This window comes from Sphingomonas sp. Leaf38, from assembly GCF_001421825.1.
In the GTDB taxonomy this organism is placed as follows: domain Bacteria; phylum Pseudomonadota; class Alphaproteobacteria; order Sphingomonadales; family Sphingomonadaceae; genus Sphingomonas.
This window is the reverse complement of the sequence record NZ_LMLD01000011.1, coordinates 1,151,106-1,170,794: the sequence shown is the minus strand read 5'-3', so window position 1 is coordinate 1,170,794 and position 19,689 is coordinate 1,151,106. Positions and strand designations below refer to the sequence as shown.

Sequence of the window (19,689 nt, the reverse complement as noted above, 5' to 3'; positions counted from 1 at the left end):
GGACGAGGCGAGCCTGCCGTTGCTGTGGCTCGCCGGGCCGATGACCGGGCTGCTGATCCAGCCGCTGATCGGCGCGATGAGCGACCGGACCTCTACCCGGATCGGTCGACGCACACCCTATTTCCTGATCGGCGCGGTGCTGTGCAGCCTGTGCCTGCTCGCCATGCCGTACAGCCCGACGCTATGGGTGGCGGCCAGCCTGTTGTGGGTGCTCGATGCGGCCAACAACGTGACGATGGAGCCATACCGCGCCTATGTCGGCGATCGCCTGCCCGACGACCAGCGCGCCGCGGGCTTCCTGACACAATCGGCGTTCACGGGGCTCGCCCAGACCTTGTCCTATCTCGCGCCGTCGCTGCTGGTGTGGATCGGGTTCAACAAGGACGCGGTCGATGGCAACGGGATTCCCGACATCACCCGGATCGCATTCCTGATCGGCGCGGTGCTGTCGCTGGCGACGATCCTATGGTCGGTACTGCGCGTGCCCGAGCTGCCCTTGCCTGAGGAGGAGAAGGCGCGGCTGGCGAAGGAGCCGCTGACGCTCGGCGGCACGCTCCGCGACCTGCGGACCGCTTTGGTCGAGATGCCCAGGCCGATGCGGCAGCTGGCGCTGGCGATGCTGTGCCAATGGTATGCGATGTTCGCCTATTGGCAGTTCATCACCTTCGCAGTCGCGCGGTCGCTGCACGGCACGTCGGATGCCAAGAGCACGGCGTTCCGCGATACCGTCCTGACCGTCGGCCAGCTCGGCGCCTTCTACAACGCCGTCGCGTTCGTCGCGGCGATCGCGCTGGTCCCGCTCGCGCGGCGCTGGGGCGCCAAGAGCGCGCATGCCGCCTGCCTGCTCGCGTCGGGCGTGGCGATGCTGGCAATCCCCGGTATCCGCGACGAGGCGGGGCTGTTCGTGGCGATGCTGGGGATCGGCATCGGCTGGGCGAGCATGATGGGCAACCCGTACATCATGCTGATCGACATGATTCCGCCCGAGCGCAACGGCGTGTATATGGGGATCTTCAACATGTTCATCGTCATCCCGATGATCATCGAGAGCCTGACAGTGCCGCTCTTCTACCATTCGGTGCTCGGCGGCGAGCCGCGCAACATCCTGTATCTCGGCGGGGCGCTAATGATCCTGGGCGCCGTAGCGACGACGAGGGTTGCTATGCCGCAGCGACGGTAATCGTACCCTGCGAAATACCCGCCTCGCGCGGACCAGCGAGCGAGACGACGCTGTCCCACAGCCGGGCCGTCGCGGCCATCAACCTGCGCCGATCGTCTCCAGCATCGCCAGCCAGCCCTGCGGCACGGCGTCGTCCATCTGCCGGGCATGCGCCTTGCCGACGACGAAGGCGAGATAGCGCCCCGCTTTGACCGCCTCGCCGACAATCGAGATCGCTGGCCACGCCGTTACGCGCCGGGCGCCCGGCGAAGCATCGACCCGATCGTAGAATTTGGCGACGTTGCCGCGCACATACGCATGTGCCGAGCGTGCCATTTTCCACGTGCAGATACTTTCGACAACGGGCTGCGCTCGGCGGCGGCATGAATTAGCTTGGCATCGAAAAGATATGCGGGATTGCGGCCCGACCACCAGAACGGGGCGGCTCGGCGAACCGACACCAGCCTGACCTGGATTTATACGAATCCTGGCGGGCATAATCCGCACGCATCCTTTGGGCCTGGGACGACGCTGCGCAAAGGACCGGTATTGCTGCATTTTCTGGTGGCCGAAAGCGAGACAGCCGACGAGCGCGCGGCGCGGCGGCGGCATGCGGGCAAGAGTTCGGGCGAGACCTATGCCGCGACCCTGCGGCAACTCCGCCCGGAAGCGGCAATCACGATCGTCGCGCCTGCCGACGACGATGCGGACATTTTTCAAGCGGACGAGCTGCGCCGGTTCGACGCGGTGTTCGTTACCGGATCACCCCTGCACGTCTATGACGACACCCCGGAGGTGCGCCGCCAGATCACCTTCATGCAAACCGTGTTCGCATCGGGTACGCCATCGTTCGGCTCCTGCGCCGGACTTCAGCTCGCGGTCGCCGCGGCGGGAGGAACCGTGCGCAAGATGCCCGAGCGAATGGAGGCCGGGATCGCACGCCGTATTACCAAGACTGCCGCGGGGCGCGACCACCCGCTGCTGGCCAATCGCGCCGCCTGTTGGGACGCGCCCGCGATCCACGGCGACGAGGTCGAGTCTTTGCCGGCGGATGCGACGCTGCTCGCGAGCAATGCGGTCACGGCGATCCAGGCCGCCGAGATCCGCCATGACGGCGGGGTGTTCTGGGGCGTCCAATATCATCCCGAACTGGCCCCCGGCGAGATCGCCATAGCATTACGGCGGCAGGCGGCGGAAATCGTCGAGGCGGGGCTTGCCGAAACCGAGACGGCGGTCGAGCGCATCGCAACGCTGCTCGATGCGCTGCATGACGATCCCGACCGGCGCTCGTTGTTGTGGGCGCTGGGGATCGATCGCGCGTTCGCGGACGAAGCCAGCCGGCGTACTGAACTCATCAATTTTCTCGACTATCTCGCTGCGGCGGCGTCGCAGGAGCGGCGGCACCGTTCCTCACACACCGCCGACGTGTGTCCAGCCTGATCCTGTGACGACATCTGCAACTGGAGCCAGCTCTGTCGATCGCCCTCCCCGCCAAGTTCGATACCCAACGCGATGCGGAGATGACGGTCGAACGCCTCGTCCGGGAACAGGTGACTGAGCGCGCACAGATCCTGATCTCGACTGAAGACGCCGCCAACGGCGCGGGCAGCGACACTGCGGGGTCGGACGCCGCCGGCAAGGCCCCGTCCCCGAAACGCGCGACGATGCAGCCCTGTCGGGCGAGATCGTCGTCTCGGTCGACAACGACAACGACCGCGTCGCCGACGCGAAGCGTGCGTTCCCCGAATCCGGTGCCGCGGCCGTCGCGCAACGCTGGAGCGAGATCGAGGGCTTTCCTAATCGGCGAGCGCGCGGCATGGACGCGGGGATGATCGACGCGGCAGCCACCATCCACGTTCAGGGCGAGGAACGCCGCCCGCTGATCGCGATCGACGACTTCTGGTCCGATCCCCAAGGCCTGCGAGAGGATGCCGCGAGTCTGAAAATGGGGATGATCGGTCCGCATTATCCGGGCGTACGCGCGCCGGTCCCGCCGCGGCTCGCCGAGACGATGCGGCGCCGGATCGCACCGCTGCTCGCCGAGCATTTTGGGCTCGACCCCGCGCCGGCAGTATCCGAAGCCTATTATTCGCTGGTCACGACCGCGCCCGCCGAACTCGCGCCGATCCAGCGCCTGCCGCATTTCGATGGAGTCGAGCCGCGTCGGATCGCCATGCTTCTGTTTCTCGGCCACGGCGAACAGGGCGGTACGGCGTTCTACCGTCAGCGGGTGACTGGCTATGAGAGTGTCGACGCGACAAGGCTCGATCGGTTCAAGGCGCACCTCGATTGCGAAGTCCAGACGCATGGTTTGCCCGACGCTGCGTATATCGCTGGCGATACAGCCCTGTACGAACGGATTGCGGTACAGCCCGCCCGGTTCAACCGCGCGCTGATCTACGCCGGCAACACGCTGCACTGCGCCGACCTGCCGCCCCAGGTGACGCTCAGCGCCGATCCGCTCGTCGGTCGTCTGACGTTGAACCTGTTCCTGTCCGACGACTGATCGCGCCACCCTGTCGCGCCCGCAGCATGCGGCGCGTGAATACGTATGCCGACTCCTTTTGTCGCGACGCCGTCATCGATACAGCATCACCAGGACAATCGACGCGCCTGCACGACGTCGAGGACACTGACGCAAATAGTTGAGGATGCGCGGGATTTGTCTCGCCGAAGGGGATGTCATGAACCAGTTTGAACCGAGCCGCGCCCGCGCGAAGACCGCCTCGCCTTGCGCCCGGCGCAGCCGCCTCACGCGGTGCGCCAGCGCCACCGCGCTCGCCGCCGCCCTGATCCTGCCGAGCCATGCCGTGTTCGCGCAGGTCGCGCCGTCGACCACGACGCCCGGCACCGCAAACGCCAATCCAACCGCCGCCGCACAGGTCGAGGCGGTGACCACCGTCGCCGATCCGACCCCGCAACCAGCCGACGCGGTACCCGCAGCGCCACAGGACGACGCGTCGGGCAGCGGTGACATCGTCGTCACCGGCATCCGTGCCAGCCTCGCATCCTCCGCCAAGATCAAGCGCGAGTCGGTGCTGATTGTCGACTCGGTCTCCGCCGAAGACGTCGGCAAGCTGCCCGACGTGTCGATCGCCGACTCGCTTGCCCGTCTGCCCGGCGTCACCGCACAGCGCCTCGAGGGTCGCGACCAGCGCCTGTCGATCCGCGGCCTCGGCCCCGATTTCTCGACCACGCTGCTCAACGGCCGCGAGCAGGTCACCGTCGGCGACAATCGCGGCGTCGAATATGACCAGTACCCGTCGGAATTCTTCCGCAACGTCAATGTCTACAAGTCCGCCGACGCGTCGCTGATCGCGGCGGGCATCTCGGGCACGGTCGACCTGCGCATGCTGCGCCCGCTGGATCAGTCGAACCGGGTGTTCGCGATCAATGCGCGCGGGCAGATGAACGGCATCGACAATCTGAACCCGGATTCATCGCGGTACGGCTATCGCGCGTCGGCGACCTATGTCGACAAGTTCCTCGACAACACGCTGGGCGTCGCGATCGGCGTGTCCGCCACGCAGACCCCGTCGCAGGACGAGCGCTACAATGCCTGGGGCTATGCCGGCAGCGGCACCGCCGCCTCCCCCTATGTGCTGGGCGGCGCCAAGCCCTATGTGCAGTCGAACGAGCTCAAGCGCTACGGCGCGGTCGGCACGGTCGAATGGGCGCCGTCGGACAATTTCCACTCGACCTTCGACGCGCTCTATTCGCATTTCGAGGAAACGCAGCGGCTGCGCGGCATCGAATTCCCGCTCGGCTTTTCCGATCCGACGCAGAGCGGCCTTACGGTCGCCGACGGGTTCGCGACGGCGACCACCTTCACCAACGTCTTCGCGGTGCAGCGCAACGACTATAACCAGCGCAAGGCGGAGAACCTCTCGCTCGGCTGGAACAACGACCTCAAGCTGACCGACAGCATCCACCTCAACGTCGATGCTAGCTGGAGCAAGGCGAAGCGCACCGACTTCCTGCTTGAGACCAACACCGGCACCGGCTTCGCCAAGAGCGGCGTCGCCGACCGCGTGAGCGTGACGCAGAACGGCAACGGCACCTACAAGATCGTGCCGACGCTCGACTACACCAACACGAACACCTTCAAGCTGACCGACCCGCAAGGCTGGGGCAACAACGGTACGACCGCGGTCGTCCAGGCGGGCTTCCTCAACCAGCCGAGCTTCAAGGACGACCTCAAGTCGCTCCGCGCCAGCCTGAACGGCGAGTTCGAGGGCAGCGTCGTCAAGGGCTGGGAGGTCGGCGCCAACTATAGCCGTCGCGAGAAGACCAGCGCTTACACCTCCTACTTCCTCTGCCCCAAGGGCGCAGGCACGGGCTGCACCGTGACGAGCGGCACGCCCACCAGCCTGGCGGTCCCGACCGACGCGTTGCTCGGCAAGAACATCGCGCTCGACTATCTCGGCATCCCCGCGATGCTGACCTATGACCCGCTGGCGGTTTACGCGAACGCACTGACGCCGGCGTTCGACAACCGGCCGTCGGCGCTGGTGCGCGACAACCGCGTGATCGAGAACGTCTATACCGGCTATGCGAAACTCAACATCGACGGCGAAGTGGGCGGCAAGGCGCTGAAGGGCGCGCTCGGCGTGCAGGTCATCCGGTCCGACCAGCGCTCCGTCGGGCAGATCGCGAGCGTCGTGAACAGCGTGGTCACGATCGCGCCCGCCGACCAGACCGAGAAGTACACCGACATCCTCCCCTCGGGTACGCTGTCGGTCGAGCTGATCGACGGCGGCTATGTGAAGCTGGGTGCGTCGCAGACGATGGTCCGTCCGCGTCTCGACCAAGAGCGCGTGACGCAGGACGTCAGCATCAACCTGCCCAACATCGGTCGCACGCCGGCGGGGCTGTTCCCGGTCTTCTCGTCGACCGGCGGCAACGTCGCGCTGCGCCCGTACAAGTCGATCAACATGGACATCTCGACCGAGAAATATTTCGACGGCGGCGGCTATGTCGCGCTGTCGGGCTATTTCAAGCGACTGACCGACTTCGTCGATCCGAACAACAGCTATGCGTTCGACTTCACGTCGCTGCTGGGGGCGCTGACCCCGGCGCAGCGCGCGACGGTGCTCGCGGCCGGCCAGAACATCGGCAACGTCAGCGCACCCGCCAACACCGGTCGTGGCGAAGTGCTGGGCGTCGAGGCGACGCTGTCGTTGCCGTTCAAGAAGCTCACCAGCGCGCTCGACGGGTTCGGGATGTTCGTCAGCGGCAACTATACCGACTCGACGATCAAGTTCGCCAATTCTCCCGAACCGATCACGCTGCCCGGCCTGTCCAAATGGACCGGCAGCGGCACGGTGTATTTCGAGAAATGGGGCTTTCAGGCGCGCGCCAACTATCGCTACCGCTCGTCGTTCCTGGCGGAGGTCGCGGGGCTGTCGGCGACGCCGACCTATCGCACCGCCAAGTCGGAAGGCATTCTGGATGCGCAGATCGGCTATGAGTTCCAGGAAGGCGTGCTGAAGGGCTTCTCGATCCTCGCGCAGGCGAAGAACCTGACCGACCGGCCGTTTGTGACGTACCAGAACGACGACCCGCGCCAGGTGATCGACTACCAGCGCTATGGCCGCGATTACTATGTTGGCATCACCTACAAGTTCTGATGCCGATAGCGGGGCGGTTGATGCCGCCCCGCGCTTGCTCCGCAATGGCGGCACCTGACGGTTTCGAGGCGGGGACGCAGACGATGGCCAATCACCCTTTGCGTATCGTGATAGCCGGCGGCGGTACCGCCGGCTGGATGGCGGCGGCGACGTTCGCGCGGTTTCTGGAGACCGGATACGAGATCGACCTGATCGAGTCCGATGCGATCGGCACGGTCGGTGTCGGCGAGGCGACGATCCCGCAGATCCACCTGTTCAACGATGCGCTCGGGCTCGACGAGGATGCGTTCCTCCGTGCGACCGGCGGTACGTTCAAGCTCGGCATCGAGTTCGTCGACTGGTTCAAGCCGGGCCATCGCTACATGCATGCGTTCGGCGATGTCGGGCGCGATGTCGGGCTATTGCCGTTCCACCAATATTGGCTGCGCGCGCGGTCGCTCGGGCTCGCCGGCGATCTGGGTGCCTACTCGCTCAACACGCATGCCGCGATGGCCGGGCGAATGCAGCGCGGGCCTGCGCGCACGTCCCGCGCGCTGGCGTCGATGCCGTACGCCTATCATTTCGATGCGGCTCTCTATGCGCGCTATCTGCGGCGCTATTCCGAGACGCGCGGCGTCAACCGGATCGAGGGGAAGATCGTCCGCGTGACGCGCGACGGCGATAGCGGCGACGTATCCGGGCTGGTGCTCGAGAATGGCACGACCGTCGCCGCCGACCTGTATATCGACTGCACCGGCTTTCGCGGGCTGCTGATCAAGGAAGCACTCGGCACGGGGTATGAGGACTGGACGCACTGGCTGCCGTGCGATCGCGCGATCGCGGTGCCGTCTGCGCGCAGCGAAAAGTTCACACCGTACACGCGCTCGACCGCGCATGGCGCCGGCTGGCAGTGGCGGATCCCGTTGCAGCACCGGACCGGCAACGGCGTCGTCTATTCGAGCGCGCATTTGAGCGAGGACGAGGCGACCGCGACGCTGCTGCGCGGGCTCGACACGTCGGCGATGGCCGATCCGCGCACGATCACGTTCCGCACCGGTCGCCGCAAGCGGATGTGGAACCACAATGTCGTCGCGCTGGGACTGGCGGCAGGGTTCATGGAGCCGCTCGAATCGACCAGCATCCACTTGATCCAGTCGGCGGTCGCGCGGCTGTTAAAACTGTTGCCCGGCCGCGTCATCGCCGAGGTCGATCGTGCCGAGTTCAACCGCCAGAGCGACTTCGAATACGAGCGCATCCGCGACTTCATCGTCCTCCACTACAAGGCGACGACACGCGACGACACGCCGTTCTGGCGCGCATGCCGCGACATGGCCGTCCCCGATACGCTGGCCACCAAGATCGAACTGTGGCGCGGCAACGGCCACATCGTGCGCGAGCATGAGGAGCTGTTCACCGAAGTCGGCTGGCTGCAGGTGCTGGCCGGGCAAGGCATCGTGCCGGACGGCCATCATCCCTTGGCGGACGCGATATCGACCGCGGACCTGGGCGAATTCATGGACACGATCGACAAACTGAACGCGCGCGAGGCGAACCAGATGCAGGACCATGCGGCGTTCGTCGCCCAGCATTGCGCCGCCGCCGCGAGCCTTGCGGCATGACCGTCGCCGACGCCCCCCTTCTACGATCGAGACCGATGACCGCTACCGAGACACCGACGACGCCCTGGTGGAAGGGCGCCACGATCTACCAGATCTATCCGCGCAGTTTCGCCGATGCGAATGGCGACGGGATCGGCGACTTGAACGGCATCACTGCGCATCTCGACTATGTCGCCGCGCTCGGCGTCGATGCGGTGTGGCTGTCGCCGTTCTTCACCTCGCCGATGAAGGATTTCGGCTATGACGTGTCGGATTACCGCGACGTCGATCCGATCTTCGGCACGCTCGACGATTTCGACGCGCTGATCGCGCGCGCGCATGCGCTGGGCCTCAAGATCATCATCGACCAGGTCTATTCGCACACGTCGGAGGAGCATGACTGGTTCCGCCAGAGCCGCGCGTCGCGCAGCAGCGACAAGGCGGATTGGTATGTCTGGGCGGACGCGAAACCCGACGGCACCCCGCCCTCGAACTGGCAGTCGGTGTTCGGCGGCCCGGCCTGGACGTGGGATGCGCGGCGCGGGCAATATTACCTGCACAATTTCCTGAAGGACCAGCCGCAGCTCAACGGCCACAACCCTGCGGTGCAGGACGCGTTGATCGGCACGGCGAAGTTCTGGCTGGATCGCGGCGTCGACGGCTTCCGCCTCGATGCGATCAACTTCGCGATGCACGACCCCGCGCTGACCGACAATCCGCCCGCGCCCGCGACCAACCGCGCGCGCACGCGGTCGTTCGATTTCCAGCTGAAGCTCCACAACCAGAGCCATCCCGATATCGTCGGCTTCATCGAGCGGATTCGCGCGCTGCTCGACGCGCATGGCACCGGGTTCACGGTCGCCGAAGTCGGCGGCGACGACAGCGACCGCGAGATGAAGCTGTTCACCGGCGGCAACGGACGTCTGAACAGCGCGTACGGATTCGACTTCCTGTACGCGGACCGGCTGACGCCCGAGCTGATCGTCGATGCGGTCGGCAACTGGCCCGATACGCCAGGGCTCGGCTGGCCGAGCTGGGCGTTCGAGAACCACGACGCGCCGCGCGCGATCTCGCGCTGGACGACGCCCGACCGAAGCGATGCGTTCGCGCGGATGAAGATGCTGCTGCTGGTCGCGCTGCGCGGCAACATCTTCCTGTACCAGGGCGAGGAACTGGGGCTAACCCAGGTCGACATCGCGTTTGCCGACCTGCTCGATCCCGAGGCGATCGCCAACTGGCCGTTGACGCTGTCACGCGACGGCGCGCGCACGCCGATGCCGTGGATCGGCGCGGCAGCGGATCTCGGGTTCGGCAGCACGCGGCCCTGGCTGCCGTTCGGCGAGGACCACCGGGGGATCGCAGTCGACGTGCAGGAGGCCGACGCGACGTCGTTGCTGCACTGGACCCGGACGCTGATTGCCGCGCGGAAAGCGCATCCCGCGCTGCGGACAGGCAGCCTGCGGATCGTGCACAGTGACGAGGCGGTGATCGCGTTCGAGCGCGTGTGCGACGACGAGACTCTGCTCTGCACGTTCAATCTGGGCGAGCAGCCTCGCGACTGGCCGACCGGGATCGCGACCTATGGCGAGAGGCTGTTCGCGACCGAGGGCGCCGACACGACCAGCCTGCCGCCGCTGTCGGGGCTGGTGCTGCGGCGGTGATCGACGGGCTCGGCCAGCACATCGTCATCCTCGGCGGCGGCACCGCAGGGTGGATGACCGCGTGCCTGATCGCGCATCGCTGGCGTGCGCGCGGCATGCGGGTCACGCTGGTCGAGAGCCCGGAAATCGGCATCGTCGGCGTTGGCGAAGGCTCGACTCCGCAGCTCAAACACTTCTTCGACACGCTGGGCATCGCCGAGGACGCGTGGATGCCCGCGTGCGACGCCACCTACAAGCTCGGGATCGGGTTCGATGGCTGGTCGGACCGCGCCGGGTACGAGCGCTATTTCCACCCCTTCCCGACCGCGCTCGACGGCCACACCGCATCGCAGTTCTTCTACAACACGCGCGCGCTCCGGACGGGCCGCTATGTCGAGGCGCATCCCGACCGGTTCCTGCTCCCCGCCCGCCTCGCCGCTGCGTACTGCGCGCCGCAGCCCGCCGCGAGCTTCCCGTTCGAGGTAAGCTACGGCTATCATTTCGACGCGTACAAGGTCGGTGCGTTCCTCGCCGCGCATGCGAGCGGGACACTCGGCGTCGACCATGTTCAGCGCCGGATCGCATGCGTCGAGCGCACCCCGACCGGCCAGATCGCAGCGCTGATCGATACCGATGGCGGGCGGATCGCGGGGAATTTCTTCGTCGACGCCAGCGGGTTTCGCAGCACGATCTTCACGGCGCTCGACGTGCCGTTCGTCAGCTATGCCACCGCGCTGTTTAACGACCGCGCGGTGGTGATGCCGACCGCGCACGCCCCCGGCGCGCCGATCCCCAGCCAGACTCGCGCGACCGCGCTGTCCGCAGGCTGGGCGTGGCACATCCCGCTGACCAGCCGCATCGGCAACGGCTATGTCTACTCCAGCCGCCACCTGACCGAAGCGCAGGCCGAGGCCGAGCTGCGCGCGCATGTCGGGACCGAGGCTGGCGACGCCCGCCACCTCAAGATGCGCGTCGGTCGCGTGCGTGAGAGCTGGTCGCACAACGCGCTCGCGGTCGGGCTGGCGCAGGGCTTCCTCGAACCGCTCGAGGCGACCGCGCTGCATCTGGTGATCGCGACGGTCGAGGCGTTCCTCGACGGGGCGGACGCAGGCGGCGCGACGGACGCGGTGCGCAGCGCGTTCAACACGCGGATCGCCGCACGCTATGACGGTGTCCGCGATTACATCGTCGCGCATTACCGGCTGAACCAGCGCCGCGACGATCCGACCGGCTATTGGGCGCACGCGCGCGGCATCGAGGCGCTGTCGGACGAGCTGAAGATGCTGATGTCCGCTTGGTTCACCGGCGCCGACATGGTCGCGGCGATCGAGCGCGCCGGGCTTGCCCGCTATTATTCCGCGATCAGCTGGCACTGCCTGTTCGCGGGCTACGGCACCTTCCCCGAGCCTGCGCGGCTGATCCCGCCCGGTGCGGATATCGACCCGGTCGACATGACCCGGATCGACGATTTCCTGACCCGATGCGCGATGAATTTCGGGTCGCACGCCTCTCGTCTCCGCCCCGCGGACCTCAAGGATATTGCATGAAACATCTCGCCCTCCTGCTCGCCGCCACCGCCGGCCTGTGCAGCGTCCCCGTCCAGGCGCAAACGACCATGCTCGCCGCCCCCACGCTCACCCCGCGCAGCGATGGCGTCGAGGTTCGTGCAGGCGCGACGGCCATGCGGATCACTGCGATGACCGACGGCCTCGTCCGCGTCCGCGTCGCCAAGAACGGCGCGTTCGCCGAGGACGCGAGCTGGGCGGTGACGGCTGCGACCCGCAAACAGGCGACCAAGGTGACCGCCGCCCCCGACGGGTTCACGACCGCCAGCGTGCGCGTCCGCATCGGTGCGGGCGGCGCGATCACGTTCGAGACGCTCGATGGCAAGATCATCTCCGCCGACGCCGCCCCCGTCAGCACCGACGGCAAGGCGTTCACGATCGCCAAGACGCTGCCGATCGCCGAGCATTTCTACGGCCTTGGCGACAAGACGCAGGGGCTCGACCGGCGCGGCCACGGCTTTGTCGACTGGAACACCGACGCATTCGGGTTCAGCAGTGCGGACGATCCGATCTACAAGTCGATCCCGTTCTTTATCGGCAGCGGCGGTGCGGGCGGCAGCTACGGCATCCTGCTCGACAACACCTATCGCACCTGGTTCGATTTCGGCCACCGCGACGCCGAGACGCTCTCGTTCGGCGGCCCCGACGGCCCGATCGACTATTACTTCATCGCCGGCCCCTCGATGGCCGAGGTTACTAGGCGTTATGCCGACCTGACCGGCCACGCGCCGCTCGCGCCGAAATGGGCGCTCGGCTATCAGCAGTCGCGCTACAGCTATGGCAGCGCCGACGAGGTCCGCCAGATCGCCGCCCGCCTGCGCAGCGACCGCGTGCCGACCGACGTGATCTGGCTCGACATCGGCTATCAGGATCGCAACCGCCCGTTCACGACCGACGCCAAGACCTTCCCCGACCTGCCCGGTCTCGCCACCGAGATGAAGGCGGACGGGATCAGGTTGGTCGCGATCACCGATCTGCACATCGCCGCGGTCGAGCAGGGCTATGCGCCGTACCAGAGCGGCATGAAGGCCGACGCGTTCATCAAGAACGCGGACGGTACCCCCTATGTCGCGCCGGTCTGGCCCGGCCCGTCGGTATTCCCCGACTTCACCAAGACTGCCGCGCGCACCTGGTGGGGCGAGCAGTATAAGGGGTTCCTCGACGCAGGGATCGCCGGCTTCTGGAACGACATGAACGAGCCGGCGATCTTCGAGACGCCGACCAAGACGATGCCGCTCGACACGCGCCACCACATCGACAGCGACGATTTCGCAGGCCGGATCACCGACCACCGCGAGGCGCACAACGTCTACGGCATGCTCAACACGCGCGCGACCTATGACGGGCTGCTCAAGCTGCGCCCCGACGAGCGCCCGTTCGTGATGACGCGCGCGAGCTATGCCGGCGGGCAGCGTTATGCGGTGACCTGGACCGGCGACAACAGCGCGACCTGGGATCATCTGAAGCTGTCGGTGCAGCAGATCATCAACCTCGGCCTGTCGGGCTTCGGCTACAGCGCCGCCGACGTCAGCGGGTTCGCAGGGGGCCCGAGCCCCGACCTGCTCACGCGCTGGACCGAGATCGGCGCGTTCACGCCGGTGTTCCGCAACCATTCGGCGACGGGCACACCGCGCGTCGAGCCCTGGGTCGACGGCCCCGACCATCTCGCGATCCGCCGCCGCTTCATCGAGGAGCGGTATCGGCTGATGCCGTATTTCTACGCGCTGGCCGACCAGAATGCGCGGTTGGGCGATCCGATCATGCGCCCGGTCTTCTACGACTATCCGGCAGCCGCAAGCGCGTCGTGCGACCAGTCGATGGCGTTCACGCTGGGCAAGTCGCTGCTGATCGCGCCGCCGCCCAAGCCCGAATCGCCGCAGACCTACGACGTCTGCCTGCCTGCGGGTGGCTGGTACGACTATTGGACCGGACAGCGCGTCGGCACGCCCGAACCCGCCGCCGCCGGGCCTATCCAGTCGGCGACGCAGGCGGTACCTACCGCGCGGACGCTTGGCGACCGCGTGACCGAGACGCCGCGGCTCGATCACCTGCCGGTGTTCGTCCGCGCGGGCACGATCCTGCCCCGCCAGCCCCTGGTCCAGAGCACGAGCGAAACCCCGAACGGTCCGCTGCGCCTCGACGTCTATCCCGGCGCGGACTGCACGGGGACGCTGTACGAGGACGATGGCCGAAGCCTTGCGTACACGCGCCGCGGCTATTTCCGCCAGACGGTGCGCTGCACGATCACGCCGACCGGCCTGTCGATCGACTTCGCCAAGCCCGAGGGCGGCTTCAAGCCCTGGTGGAAGACGATCGCGGTGACCGTCCACAACTGGACCGGCGCCGGTGCGGCAATGATGAGGGGCAAGCGGGTCGAGAGCGTGCGGGATGCTACCATGGCGAATGCCATCGTGACGATCCCCGCGCAGCCCGGCGCCGGCGCGCTCGTCATCGATGGGCGCCAGGCTCGGACGGGGTAAGCCGGTCCGGTAACCGCCTGCTCAAGATCAGGGGTAGCGTGAAGGCGACACGAGGCGCATTCGGCTTGGACGCGTCGCCTTTTGCCGCTCCCTTTGCCAGGCTATGCCTGTGCGCTCCTGCTGGCGGAGGAGAATCGATTGGCGTCTGACATGACGACGGACGACTCGGACATGGTGGCGTGCGCCGCGACCACTTGCGTCGCGTCAGCACGTAGGCGTGGGCGTCAGCCTGACCACGGCGCGACGACGCGAGCGCCGGCACTCCATTTTGTCGGCTTCCGCGGAGATGAATACTCCGCTGCGGTGCGCGTCTTTGGGCCGCCCGACTTCATCCATATCGGTTGGGACCGGTGGGCGAAACTAGAGGTCGTGCCCGGGGACACGGCGATCTTTGCCCGCGGTGATTTCGACGCTGCTCCCTCGCTATACAGCTACCCGGACGTCCACGAAACGTAACGTAAAATCGCCTAATCTGCATTTACGCATACGGAAGCCAACTGTAACAATGACTTGCGCACCTAGCACAATATTACAATCTCACATGCACCTAGTAACAAAATTTGATCTTAATCAGCCCTACTTATGATATAGAGGCGATACCGCTATCACGGCTCGTTTGCAGATTTGTCGGAATGCCGCCCCTCTATCCTAGCGAAACCTTTGTCATTAATACAAAACTTGCACGCTTCTTTGACATCATGGCACTCAAGTCAACGCTTGACGAGGACGATCGCCATGACGCGTTTAGACTGCCGCTGACCCGAAAGACGTTCAAGCCAGCAGGATATATCGTGCGACAAGGCGATATATCGGATTCGATATCGATCGTGCTTGAGGGCTATTGCTACGGACAGCGGGATGACGGCCAAGGCAAGTCGCAGATCGTATCGTTGGGGATTCCAGGCGATGCTGTTGGCATCGAGCATCTGTTCTTGCGGACCGCCGACCATGATACGCGCGCACTGACCCAAATTGAGGTGGCGATCATACCATTGGTTGCCGTCCAGCAACTCGCGCTGCGTCGGCCCGCGATTGCGCAAGCTTTGGGGATCCGACAGGCGATCAACAACGCGATCGCGCGCGAGTGGCTGGTCAATATCGGCGGCAGGGACGGCTTACGGCGCGTGTCGCATTTCCTGTGCGAATTCGCGGTCCGTAGCGATGCCTGGGAACGCGTCACCAGCGCCGGCTATGAATTGCCGATGTCGCAGGAACAGATCGGCCAGGCGACCGGATTGACGGCCGTACACGTCAATCGAATGCTGAAGACGCTGCATACAGCAGGGTTGATCGAACGAAGCTGGCGTTACGTCCGGTTTTCAAACTGGGAAGGTCTACGGGATATCGCCGACTTTTCGGTCGATTACCTCCATTTCGGTCCGCAGGTCGATACACCAGCACGCGTAACCCAGCCTACCTAAAATCGCTACGGATCATGTGGAATCCAGGCCAGATCGCGCCAATTGTCTTGCGACAGGATTAACCAAGGACTCCACTCCCGAAATACTTCACGTGTCGCCCCGCCGGCAAAACACTTTATTTTTACGCTTATTGTAACTTTTTGACAGCGTTACGGTCGATTTTATCTTGCGTTAAACGGTCAAGACTTACATATGTTAAGAGAAATTCGGAGCAGGCCAAACACCGCGATCCTCGCGACCGGCCCACGCTCTGCGCCAGTTAAGACGTCACGTCGGCTTTCCGACTGCAGTGGAACGCGGCAGAGATCGCCCACTGCGAACGACTAAGGTTTCGCCCGTACTTCGGGCTTCCTCGACATTCCCATCCTAACGGCTCCCGCTGTCGCGGATGGGAGATTCGTGCCTTCCATCCGCGGCGACTTTCGAGGTGTTCATGTATAAGTCGACCCTATGGGTGGCCGCGCTTGCGGCCGTGAGCCCGGCTGCCCTGCTGGTTTTGCCGCAATCGGCGCTAGCGCAGGTTCCCGTCGGCGCGGGTGGACAGCTCCAGCAGATCCCGCCGACCCCGCTGGACGTGACCCCTGACCCGAATTTCGGGTTCGAGCGCAAGACACCCGTTGTCGTCTCCGCGTCCGGTGGCCCCAAGACGCTCGTCCGGTCGCTAAGCGTGACCGGTGCGACGCTGTTTCCTGAGGCCGACCTGATCGCCGCCACGGAGTTCGTGCCGAACAGCGAGCTCGATCTGTCAGACCTGAAGATGCTCGCGGCGAAGATCACCGCTTATTACACTAGCCGCGGCTATTTCGTCGCGAACGCCTATCTTCCCGAACAGGATGTCCAGAGCGGCGCGGTCAACATCGCGGTGATCGAGGGGCGCTTTGGCGCGATCGGCGTCAAGAATGAGTCGCGGCTGTCGGACGGCGTGGCCAACGGTATCCTTGCCGGGCTCGACGTCGGCGATCCAGTTGCGGTTGCGCCGCTCGAACGTCGCCTGCTGATGCTGTCGGACCTGCCGGGCGTACGCGTGAAGTCGACGCTTAGCCCCGGCACCGCGGTAGGAACGTCTGACCTGCTCGTCGACATCACCCCCGGCCAGAGCATCACCGGCAGCGTCGAGGCCGACAATGCCGGCAATCGCTACACAGGCGCCTACCGCGTTGGCGGGTCACTCAACTGGAACAACCCGACCGGCTCGGGCGACGTGCTGAGCCTGCGCGCACTTACGTCGTTCTCCGGGCTCGCCTATGGCCGCGCCTCATACCAGGCGCCGATCGGCCAGGTCACGCTGGGCGTCGCCTTTGCACATCTCGACTATTCGCTCGGCAAGGAATTCGACAGCCTCGACGGCAGCGGCAATGCCGACGTCGCGAGCGTCTATGCCAGTTATCCCCTGATCCGGTCGCGCAACAACAATCTTTATCTGACCATCGGCGGCGACGCGAAATGGTTCGAGGACAGAATTGGCATCGTCGATGTCACGACGTATCGCCGCGCGCAGGTAATTACCGCCGGACTCAGCGGCGACGAACACGACACGCTGCTCGGCGGGGGGTGGAGCGCGTATTCGCTCAGCTATTCGGTCGGCAATCTCGACATTCGCGGCGCGTATGAGCGTTCGATCGACGCACTCACGGCGCGCACCGACGGCCGCTATGGGAAGCTGCAGTTCAGCTTCGCGCGGTTGCAGACGATCGCCGGACCGCTGTCGCTGTTCGCGTCGGCGCGCGGCCAGATCGCATTCAGCAACCTCGACATTTCCGAGCGGATGGAGCTTGGCGGCGCCTATGCGGTGCGCGCCTATCCCGAGGGCGAGGCGTATGGCGACCAGGGCTATGTGGCCACCGCCGAGGCGCGCCTGGCATTACCGCAGGTCGTCCCCGGCGCGCTCCAGCTGTTCAGCTTCGTCGACGTCGGCGAGGTCGATTTCGTCAAGCACCCGTATTTCGACGGATCGAACCACGCGAAGCGCAGCGCCTATGGCGCCGGCCTGAGCTGGGCTGGACCATATGGGATCGCCGCCAAGGCGACCTATGCGCGCAAGCTCGGCAACGAGGATGCGACGTCCGCCCCCGACAAGTCGGGTCGCGCCTGGTTCCAGCTTTCGAAGACCTTCTGACTGCGCAAGCACCTCCCCAATTTTGCGGCCATCCGCCGCCACAAGGATACCGCATATGACCCCCATCCCCGCATCCATCAGAAATATCAGGCGCTCCGCCCCTGCGGTCACTCGCACACGGCGCGGGGGCCTGTTCGGGACGACCGGGCTGGCGCGATTCGCGTGGCTGATCGGCTTCAGCCTTGCCGGCACGATGGCAGCGCGCCCGGTCGAGGCGCAGACGCTGCCAACCGGTGGCGAGGTTGTCGCGGGCCAGGCAAGCATTGCAGCCGGCAGCAAGTCGCTGACCGTGACGCAGACCAGTGACCGTGCGGCGATCAATTGGCAGTCTTTCTCGATCGGCAAGGGCAATAGCGTCGTCTTCGACCAGCCGACCAGCAGCTCGGTCGCGCTGAACCGCGTGCTCGGCGCGGACCCGTCCGTCATTCTCGGCAACCTGTCCGCGAACGGGAAGGTGTTTCTGGTCAACGCGAACGGCATCCTGTTCGGCCAGACCGCGAACGTGAACGTCGGCGGTCTGGTCGCCTCGACGCTGAACATCTCCGATGCCGATTTCCTCGCGGGCAAAAATACCTTTGCCGGCACCAGCAACGCATCAGTGCAGAACAGCGGCCGGATCACTGCGAAGAACGGCTATGTCGCGCTGCTTGGCGCGAACGTCGGCAACAGCGGCACGATCAAGGCCAATTTCGGCACCGTCGTGCTGGCGGGGGGCGAGGCGATCACACTCGACGTGGCGGGTGACGGGCTGCTCAACGTCGCGGTCGACAAGGGTGCGGTCGGTGCGATGGTCCGCAACGGCGGGCTGATCCGCGCCGACGGCGGCAAGGTCGTGATGACCGCGCAGGGCGCGGGCGATCTGCTCCATACCGCGGTCAACAACACCGGCATCGTCGAGGCGCGCACGTTGCAGAACCGTGGCGGCACGATCCTGCTGCTCGGCGACATGAAGACCGGCACCGTCAGTCTCGCCGGCACGCTCGACGCGAGCGCTCCGGTCGGTGGCAATGGCGGTTTTATCGAAACGTCGGCGGCCACCGTCAACGTTGCCGACACCGCTAAGGTCTCGACCTTCGCACGGGCCGGCGCGACTGGCATGTGGCTGATCGATCCACAGGATTACGTGATCGGCGCGGGCGGCAATATCTCGGGCGCGACGCTGTCGGCACAGCTGGTGACGACCAGCATCACCATCAGCACGATCCCCGCGGCGGGCGATACGACCACCGGCAATGGCGACATCTTCGTCAACGATGCGGTGGCGTGGACCGCGTCGGGCGTACCGACGACGCTGACGATGAACGCGTTCCGCGACGTCAATATCAATGCGCCGATCACCGCGACCAATGGCAACATCGTCGCGTGCTGCGGCCGCGACGTGAACGTCAATGCGGCGCTGACCACCACCAACGGCAGCATCCTGCTGAACGCCGGGCGCAACGTGCAGGTGTTTCATGCGATCACGACGACCGACGGCAACATCGCGTTGTGTGCGGGCCATGACGTGATGATCGACGCCGCCGTCACGCTGACCCGCGGCACGACGATCCCCGCGCAGAGCCTCGGCCTGCCGGTCGGGCTCACGCTGATCGCAGGTTCGGACGGCACCGGGCCGGGCGTCAACGGCGGCACGATCGTATTCTCCGCATTGTCCCCGCCGACCACGGTCACAGCGGCGCCGGTATCGATCAACTACAACCCGGTTTCTTACACCACGCCGACCGACTTCTCGACCGAGTTCGTACTGACCGAAGGCGCGGCGATCACCCAGCGCATGCTGCTCTTCCCGACCGCACAGAAGGTCGCCGATGGCACCAATGCGGTGGTGCTGAGCGGCTTCAACACCAACGGTACCTCTGGCACGCCGACCGGCGTATCGCTGGTCGCAGGTCCGAATGCGACCGCGACATTCGATAGCACCGGCGAAGGCACCGGGATCGGCGTCAGCTTCAGCGGCTACACTCTGACCGGCGCCAACGCGGATCAGTACGCGCTGGCGAGTTCGTGCTGCGTCGCCGGGTTCCGGACGACAGGGACGATTACGGCTGCGGCGCCTGCTCCAGCTCCAGCTCCAGCTCCAGCGCCCGCTCCGGCGCCCGCT

The 19,689-nt window shown here is 65.7% G+C and carries 12 protein-coding genes; 11 read left to right on the top strand and 1 reads right to left on the bottom strand.

Translation table 11 applies throughout. The features are described 5' to 3' along the window. Nucleotides 1-1,180, top strand: a 1,180-nt coding sequence (locus tag ASE88_RS12735) for an MFS transporter (protein WP_235527932.1), incomplete at its 5' end; no start/stop codon positions are given. Between the two features lie 78 nt (nt 1,181-1,258). On the opposite strand, the gene ASE88_RS12730 is transcribed toward ASE88_RS12735, so the two are convergent. Beyond that, nucleotides 1,259-1,495, bottom strand: coding sequence for a hypothetical protein (locus ASE88_RS12730; protein ID WP_056478338.1), 237 nt, complete (start codon nt 1,493-1,495; stop codon nt 1,259-1,261). Nucleotides 1,496-1,708: 213 nt separating this feature from the next. On the opposite strand from ASE88_RS12730, the gene ASE88_RS12725 reads away from it, so the two are divergent. From ASE88_RS12725 to ASE88_RS12675, 10 genes are all read left to right on the top strand, one after another. Continuing rightward, nucleotides 1,709-2,599, top strand: a complete 891-nt coding sequence (locus ASE88_RS12725; RefSeq protein ID WP_082466530.1) for a type 1 glutamine amidotransferase — start codon at nt 1,709-1,711, stop codon at nt 2,597-2,599. 388 nt (nt 2,600-2,987) lie between these two features. Continuing rightward, the gene (locus ASE88_RS12720) at nt 2,988-3,665 is read left to right on the top strand and encodes a DUF6445 family protein (RefSeq protein WP_156357018.1); all 678 of its coding nucleotides are present in this window, start codon (nt 2,988-2,990) and stop codon (nt 3,663-3,665) included. A gap of 178 nt (nt 3,666-3,843) precedes the next feature. Further along, nucleotides 3,844-6,789, top strand: a complete 2,946-nt coding sequence (locus ASE88_RS12715) for a TonB-dependent receptor (protein WP_056478336.1) — start codon at nt 3,844-3,846, stop codon at nt 6,787-6,789. Nucleotides 6,790-6,833: 44 nt separating this feature from the next. Continuing rightward, nucleotides 6,834-8,387, top strand: a complete 1,554-nt coding sequence (locus tag ASE88_RS12710; protein ID WP_235527931.1) for a tryptophan halogenase family protein — start codon at nt 6,834-6,836, stop codon at nt 8,385-8,387. Nucleotides 8,388-8,422: 35 nt separating this feature from the next. Then, nucleotides 8,423-10,027 carry an alpha-amylase family glycosyl hydrolase gene (locus tag ASE88_RS12705; protein ID WP_056478335.1) on the top strand — a complete coding sequence of 535 codons (1,605 nt, stop codon included), beginning with the start codon at nt 8,423-8,425 and terminating at the stop codon, nt 10,025-10,027. Continuing rightward, nucleotides 10,024-11,553 carry a tryptophan halogenase family protein gene (locus ASE88_RS12700; protein WP_082466529.1) on the top strand — a complete coding sequence of 510 codons (1,530 nt, stop codon included), beginning with the start codon at nt 10,024-10,026 and terminating at the stop codon, nt 11,551-11,553. The genes ASE88_RS12705 and ASE88_RS12700 overlap by 4 nt, the downstream gene beginning before the upstream one ends. Then, the gene (locus ASE88_RS12695; RefSeq protein WP_056478334.1) at nt 11,550-14,051 is read left to right on the top strand and encodes a TIM-barrel domain-containing protein; all 2,502 of its coding nucleotides are present in this window, start codon (nt 11,550-11,552) and stop codon (nt 14,049-14,051) included. Before ASE88_RS12700 ends, ASE88_RS12695 begins: the two co-directional genes overlap by 4 nt. Before the next feature lie 632 nt (nt 14,052-14,683). Beyond that, nucleotides 14,684-15,472 (top strand): Crp/Fnr family transcriptional regulator, encoded by a 789-nt coding sequence (locus ASE88_RS12685; RefSeq protein ID WP_082466528.1) that lies wholly within the window; start codon nt 14,684-14,686, stop codon nt 15,470-15,472. 433 nt (nt 15,473-15,905) lie between these two features. Further along, nucleotides 15,906-17,588 carry a ShlB/FhaC/HecB family hemolysin secretion/activation protein gene (locus ASE88_RS12680; RefSeq protein WP_056478331.1) on the top strand — a complete coding sequence of 561 codons (1,683 nt, stop codon included), beginning with the start codon at nt 15,906-15,908 and terminating at the stop codon, nt 17,586-17,588. A 55-nt stretch (nt 17,589-17,643) separates the two neighbouring features. Then, on the top strand, nt 17,644-19,689 hold a 2,046-nt coding region (locus ASE88_RS12675), incomplete at its 3' end, for a filamentous hemagglutinin N-terminal domain-containing protein (protein ID WP_056478330.1).

Excerpts from the sequence above, each read along its gene's own strand:
- ASE88_RS12730 (WP_056478338.1), bottom strand. The coding sequence starts at position 1,495 with ATGGCACGCTCGGCACATGCGTATGTGCGCGGCAACGTCGCCAAATTC.
- ASE88_RS12720 (WP_156357018.1), top strand. The coding sequence starts at position 2,988 with ATGATCGACGCGGCAGCCACCATCCACGTTCAGGGCGAGGAACGCCGC.
- ASE88_RS12715 (WP_056478336.1), top strand. The coding sequence starts at position 3,844 with ATGAACCAGTTTGAACCGAGCCGCGCCCGCGCGAAGACCGCCTCGCCT.
- ASE88_RS12710 (WP_235527931.1), top strand. The coding sequence starts at position 6,834 with ATGGCGGCACCTGACGGTTTCGAGGCGGGGACGCAGACGATGGCCAAT.
- ASE88_RS12705 (WP_056478335.1), top strand. The coding sequence starts at position 8,423 with ATGACCGCTACCGAGACACCGACGACGCCCTGGTGGAAGGGCGCCACG.
- ASE88_RS12695 (WP_056478334.1), top strand. The coding sequence starts at position 11,550 with ATGAAACATCTCGCCCTCCTGCTCGCCGCCACCGCCGGCCTGTGCAGC.
- ASE88_RS12685 (WP_082466528.1), top strand. The coding sequence starts at position 14,684 with ATGCCGCCCCTCTATCCTAGCGAAACCTTTGTCATTAATACAAAACTT.
- ASE88_RS12680 (WP_056478331.1), top strand. The coding sequence starts at position 15,906 with ATGTATAAGTCGACCCTATGGGTGGCCGCGCTTGCGGCCGTGAGCCCG.